The sequence below is a fragment of the uncultured Algibacter sp. genome, from assembly GCF_905480415.1.
GTDB lineage: Bacteria > Bacteroidota > Bacteroidia > Flavobacteriales > Flavobacteriaceae > Algibacter_B.
Map to the genome: position 1 here is coordinate 1 of NZ_CAJQQI010000024.1, position 6347 is coordinate 6347.

General features: G+C 30.1%; 5 protein-coding genes. 3 read left to right on the forward strand and 2 right to left on the reverse strand.

Annotated features, from left to right (window positions below; genetic code table 11):
• The coding region (locus QZ260_RS02280) for a cytochrome c biogenesis protein CcdA (RefSeq protein ID WP_365969040.1) at window positions 1-2007 on the forward strand (2007 nt) is incomplete at its 5' end.
• A gap of 26 nt (window positions 2008-2033) precedes the next feature.
• Window positions 2034-3527 (forward strand): aminotransferase class V-fold PLP-dependent enzyme, encoded by a 1494-nt coding sequence (locus QZ260_RS02285; RefSeq protein WP_295982275.1) that lies wholly within the window; start codon window positions 2034-2036, stop codon window positions 3525-3527.
• 39 nt (window positions 3528-3566) lie between these two features.
• Here the strand turns inward: QZ260_RS02285 and QZ260_RS13170 are convergent, their stop codons facing one another.
• A complete protein-coding gene (locus QZ260_RS13170; protein WP_365969042.1) occupies window positions 3567-3641 on the reverse strand; it encodes a glutaminyl-peptide cyclotransferase in 75 nt (24 codons plus the stop codon).
• Between the two features lie 244 nt (window positions 3642-3885).
• Here QZ260_RS13170 and QZ260_RS02290 point away from each other — a divergent pair, with 244 nt between their 5' ends.
• Complete coding sequence (locus tag QZ260_RS02290) at window positions 3886-5193, forward strand: CoF synthetase (RefSeq protein ID WP_295982277.1); 1308 nt, start codon at window positions 3886-3888, stop codon at window positions 5191-5193.
• 18 nt (window positions 5194-5211) lie between these two features.
• On the opposite strand, the gene QZ260_RS02295 is transcribed toward QZ260_RS02290, so the two are convergent.
• The gene (locus tag QZ260_RS02295) at window positions 5212-6246 is read right to left on the reverse strand and encodes a glutaminyl-peptide cyclotransferase (protein WP_295982278.1); all 1035 of its coding nucleotides are present in this window, start codon (window positions 6244-6246) and stop codon (window positions 5212-5214) included.
• Between the last annotated feature and the right edge of the window lie 101 nt (window positions 6247-6347).

Sequence of the window (6347 nt, forward strand, 5' to 3'; positions counted from 1 at the left end):
TTTAAAAATTTAAACATGAAAAAACACTTAATCCTCCTATTTGCTTTAATAGCTTTTACGGTTGGAAATTCTCAAATATTAGAACCCGTAAAATGGCAAACTTCCATTGAGAAATTTTCAGATACTGAATATAATTTGGTCAGTAAAGCAACTATTGAATCTGGGTGGCATCTATATTCTCAAAATGTTCCTGCAGATGGTCCTATACCCACAACATTTACTTTTGATGATGCAAATGGTGCTTTCAAAATTATTGGCAATACTGGCGAGTTAGAGGGAAAAACTGTAGACGATCCTGTTTTTCAAATGAGGATAAAATTTTTCGAAAAGTCTGCTATTTTTGTGCAAAGAGTTCAATTATTAGGAGATGTTACATCTGTAAAAGGGACGGTTGAGTTTATGGTTTGTGATGATACGCGATGCCTACCGCCAACTGAAGTCGATTTGGTTTTTAATATAACAGGAAATAATAAAGCAGAAAATACTAAAGTTATAGATGAGCAATCAATAGATAACGAGTCTGTAAATGAAATGCTTTATGGAATGGCTCCTAAAGATATAACCTTACTATCGGGTAAAATAAAAGAAAAAAAATCACTTTGGACTATTTTTGGGTTAGGTTTTCTAGGAGGTTTATTGGCCCTTATAACACCTTGCGTGTTCCCAATGATTCCGTTAACGGTTAGCTTTTTTACAAAAAAGGGAAACCAAACTAAAAGTTCGGGTATTGGAAAAGCATTGTTATATGGCTTTTTTATTTTATTAGTGTATTTAATTTTAAGTATCCCTTTTCACCTCTTAGATTCTGTTAATCCTGATATATTAAATGAGATATCAACGAATGTGTGGTTGAATGTCATTTTCTTTATAGTTTTTATGTTTTTTGCTTTTTCATTCTTCGGGTATTATGAATTAACATTACCATCAAGTTGGACAAACAAAACCACTCAAGGCGAAAATGCTGGGGGTATAATTGGTATTTTCTTTATGGCATTAACCTTGGCCATTGTTTCCTTTTCTTGTACAGGACCAATTTTAGGTTCTTTACTAGCAGGATCTCTAACAGCCGATGGTGGTGCGTGGCAGCTTACGGCTGGTATGGCAGGTTTTGGTGTGTCTTTAGGTTTACCGTTTGCATTGTTTGCTATGTTTCCAAATATGTTGAATGCGTTACCAAAATCTGGAGGCTGGTTAAACACAACTAAAGTGATTTTAGGATTTCTAGAATTAGCCCTGGCTTTCAAGTTCCTATCTAATGCAGATTTAGTAAAGCATTGGGGATTATTAAAGATCGAACCATTTTTAATTCTTTGGATTATTATTTTTGCTGGTTTAGCATTATATCTATTTGGTAAGATTAAGTTTCCTCATGATTCTCCAATTAAAAAGTTGTCTTTTTCGAGAATTGCTGGAGGCATACTAGTAGCTGCATTTGCAATCTATTTAGCTTCTGGGTTTAGAGTAAATAAAGAAACAACAACATTTACGCCTTTAACTCTACTTAGTGGTTTAGCGCCTCCAGTAGGGTATAGTTGGTTGTACCCTAGTTCTACAACAAATAATCTTAAAACCTTCAAAGATTTAAAGGAAGGTATTGCTTATGCAAAACAAGTTAATAAGCCAATTATGATTGATTTCACAGGTTACGCTTGTGTAAATTGTAGAAAAATGGAAGAGCATATATGGCCATTAGAGAAAATTGATAACTATTTACGAAACGAATATGTTTTAATTTCTTTATATGTTGATGATAAAAAAGATTTGCCAACAGATGAAAAAGTTGAAGTAAATAGGGTCAACGGAGGTAAACGTTTACTTAAGAATTATGGGCATAAATGGGCTAATTTTCAGACGCAATTTTTTAGGTCTAATTCACAGCCATATTATGTGTTATTAAATTCTGATGGAAATAAAGTTTTAATTGAACCTGTAGGATATACTCCGGATGAAGATGAATATGCTAGGTTTTTAGAAGGTGGTTTAGAAGTTTTCAATAAAACTAAATAGAGTTTTTATAAATCTTAATTGATATTATGATTGATTCAGTAATTAATAGCCCTTCAAAACTAGAACAATATTTCGAGCAGTTTCGAAATAATATTGTTGGTATAAATCAATATTTTGATTCGCCTTATGGAAGAAAAAAAATTATTTATGCAGATTGGACTGCTAGTGGAAGATTATATATACCAATAGAAGAAAAACTGCTAAGTGAAATAGGACCTTATGTAGCAAATACGCATACTGAAACCTCTATAACAGGTTCGGCTATGACTTTAGCTTATCGTGATGCAAGAAAAATTATTAAAAACCATGTAAATGCTTCAAAAGAAGATGTATTAATTACAGTTGGTACAGGAATGACGGGTGCTATAAATAAGTTTCAACGTATTTTGGGGCTTAAGCTTTATGAAAATTTAAAAGATTATACAGATGTTCCTAAAGAGAAGCGCCCAATTATTTTTGTATCGCATATGGAGCATCATTCTAATCAAACCTCTTGGTTAGAAACTATTGCCAGAGTAGAAGTGATTCCTTCAAATGAAGATGGATTACCTTGTGCAATTAAGTTAGAAGAACTTATTGAAAAACACCAAAAATGTCCTATAAAAATCGCAGCTATTACTGGGTGTTCTAACGTTACAGGTATTAGAACAAATTACCATGAAATAGCACGAATTATGCATCAAAATAATGGACTTTGTTTTGTGGATTTTGCTTGTTCTGCACCTTATATAAATATTGACATGCATCCTGAACATGATGATGAATACCTAGATGCTATTACATTTTCGCCTCATAAGTTTTTAGGAGGACCAGGTTCATCAGGAGTTTTAATTTTTAATAAAAAATTATACAAAAATGTGGTGCCTGATAATCCAGGAGGAGGAACAGTAAGCTATACAAATCCGTGGGGAGACCATGATTATATTGATGATATTGAAACTAGAGAAGATGGTGGAACTCCAGGTTTTTTACAAGCTATAAAAATAGCATTATCTATTCAACTAAAAGAAAAAATGGGTGTTCAAAATATTTTAAATCGTGAACACGAATTAAATCAGTTAGTTTTTAATAACCTTTCTAAAATTGATAACCTTAAAATTTTAGCACCAGAACATAAAGAAAGGTTAGGGGTATTTTCTTTTTATATAGATGATGCACATTACAATTTAATTGTAAAACTTTTAAATGATAAATTTGGTGTGCAAACTCGTGGAGGTTGCTCTTGCGCGGGTACGTATGGTCATTATTTATTGCATGTAGATCAACTAACATCAAAGGCTATTGAGGAAAAAATACTTGACGGTTGTTTAATGGAACGGCCCGGTTGGATTAGAATGTCTATTCACCCAACGATGACTAATGGCGATATTGAATTTATTTGTGGTGCAATAAAAGAAGTTTCAAAACATTTTGAAATTTGGGGTAAAGACTATGAATATAATGCTATTAAGAACGAGTTTATTCATAAAGGAAATCATGATATAGAAAAGACTATAACTAAAAACTGGTTTAAACTTTAAAGCTAAAACCAGTTTTAAATAGCTATCCTTTCGAAGTATTTATTTTTCTATAATTTCAACCTCAAATAATTTATCCCAGCGTTTACCGGTTACAAAAATGGTTTGAGTTATAATTAACTTAAGAAATTTAGCTTAATGTTGCTACTAGAAAGATTTAAGTTTAATTAATTTATTACCATCATTCTTAAAACCTTTTCTAATAATCATCAAATTAAAACTAGATCTTTAATATTTGATTGTTAATAATTGTGCGAAATTTTTTGTCTTAAAATAATGCATTTCAGCTAAAAAAAATTTAAAAATCTTACTTTTTTGTTACCTTGCATTAGAACTATCACTTGGTACTTTATCAACATTAATGAAATTATTAGAGAAATTAAGATACTATTCTTTTTGGGGAGTAGATTTTTTAAAAGGAGGAAAAGTTCGATCTCATTACAGAGATGTTCGTTTTATTTTAGATAACTATAGTACTGATAAATCTCAAGGAAAAAGAGATTTATACTTGCAAAAATTACTTAAACATGCTGTAAATACAACACCCTTTTATAATGAGTATAAAAATTACAATTCCCTTAGTGACTTCCCAGTAGTTGATAAAGTTTTTATCAGACAACAGTTTGACAATTTTGTATCAAAAGAGTATAAAGGTAAACCAAGTTTTGAGGTATATACAAGCGGCTCTACTGGTACACCTTTTACAGTATATTTAGATAAAAATAAAAAATATAGAAATACGGCTGATACTATATATTTTGGTAAAAAAGCAGGTTATGAATTAGGTCAAAAATTATTTTACATAAGAGATTGGAATAACGTTCCTTCTAAAAGTAAATTATTTTCTTTGATTCAAAATATAAGGAAAGTTAATGTTAAACATTTAGATGATGTTGCAATTTCAAAACTAGTGGAGGATATTAAAACTGGAAACTCTAGTAATGCTATGTTGGGTTATACTTCGGCTTTTAAAGAAATCTGTAAATATTTGGATAGTATAAATTCAAAACCAATAAAAGTAAATATAACTTCAATGATTGCTAACGCTGAAGCATTAGGAGATTATACAAAAAAATCTATAAAAAAATATTTTGACTTTGATATACTTTCTAGATATTCAAATATGGAAAATGGTATTCTTTCTCAACAAATAATTAATGGAGGGAATTTTTTTCATATTAATTGGGCTAGTTTTTATATTGAAATTTTAAATATGGAAAATGATTCTCCCGTAAATTATGGAGAGCAGGGTAGAGTAGTTGTGACTGATTTGTTTAATTTTCATTTACCCATGATACGATATGATACTGGGGATATAGCTGTAATGGATGTTGACAAAGCTTGTTTTAATGGGGCTCCATCGTTTTTTAAAGTTGATGGCAGAAAAATGGATACTATTTATGATACTCGAGGTAGAATTATGACAACTGTAGTTTATGAATTGGAGCATTTTCCTGAGTTTAAACAATTTCAGCTTATTCAAGAGAACGAAAACACTTATATTGTTAATCTTAATTTGGACAAGGCTTTTAAGCATGAAACAAAAATGGTAAGGATGTTAAAAAATTATTTAGGAGAAGATTCTATCATAAAAATTAATTATGTAGATGAAATTCCTCAATTATCATCTGGAAAAAGAAAATTAACAATTAATAAATTTAGAGTTTAATTAATTAAAAAATCGTCTTTATTTCTCGACAATCTCAACCTCAAATAATTTATCCCAGCGTTTACCGGTTACAAAAATAGTTTTCGTTTTTGGATTGTATGCTATACCATTTAAAACATCTAAACCTTCATGTTGAGTAACAAGTTTCTTTAATGGTTTAAAATCTACAACTCCAATTACAGCTCCGTTTTTAGGGTTAATAATGGCTACTCCATCTTTTTGATAGCGATTCGCATATATTTTCCCATCAATCCATTCCATTTCATTGATACCAATTATTTTTCCTTTATTAGTATACACTTGAATATACTCTTGTTCAACTAAAGTTTCAGAATTTAGCAACCATATTTTTTCAGTGCCATCACTCTTGTAAATGATATTATTATAATTACACAAACCCCACCCTTCTTTGCTATTACCATATCTAAAACTGCTTATTTTTTTAAATGTGTTAACGTCGTAAACAAAACCTGTACCTTTTTGCCAAGTCAATTGATAAACTTTATTATTTAAAATGGTTAGTCCTTCTCCAAAATATTCATCTGCTAACTTTAAATCTTTAAGAACCGTACCCGTTTTGTAATTTAATTTTCTAAGCTTAGATTCTTTAAGCTGGCCTGTACTTTCAAAAAGAGTATCGTTATAAAACTCTAAACCTTGTGTATAGGATGTTATATCGTGTGGATATTCATTAATTATTTTATAAGTATATACTTTAGGCAATTCACTGTTTAAAATGGTTACTGTTGCTGAGGTCGTTTGTTTTTCGCCATCATAATATATAGTGGCTTCAACGGTTTGCTTACCTAACTTAAAATTGTTTAATGCTGAAGCCTCATTAATTATATTTCCGTTTAAACGATACAAAATAGAATCAATAGTATGATTCTTTTTGTTTTCTACAGACAGTTGTAATATTGCACTATTAAAAATATTACCCTTTATGGCATTAGTTTTAATGGTGAAATCACTTTTTTTATGGCCAGAATTTGAACCACAAGAAATTAGTAATACACCTAAAAATATGATTGTGAGATATTTGAATCTTTTCATTTTAAATTTATAATTTAAAGCAAGGTATTTATTTAAAATCAGTTTAAAAAATCATTGTGAAAATTTTAAAAGGTTGTATCTTTGCAGCCGGCAAGTCCTAC

Excerpts from the sequence above, each read along its gene's own strand:
- QZ260_RS02285 (WP_295982275.1), top strand. The coding sequence starts at position 2,034 with ATGATTGATTCAGTAATTAATAGCCCTTCAAAACTAGAACAATATTTC.
- QZ260_RS02290 (WP_295982277.1), top strand. The coding sequence starts at position 3,886 with ATGAAATTATTAGAGAAATTAAGATACTATTCTTTTTGGGGAGTAGAT.
- QZ260_RS02295 (WP_295982278.1), bottom strand. The coding sequence starts at position 6,246 with ATGAAAAGATTCAAATATCTCACAATCATATTTTTAGGTGTATTACTA.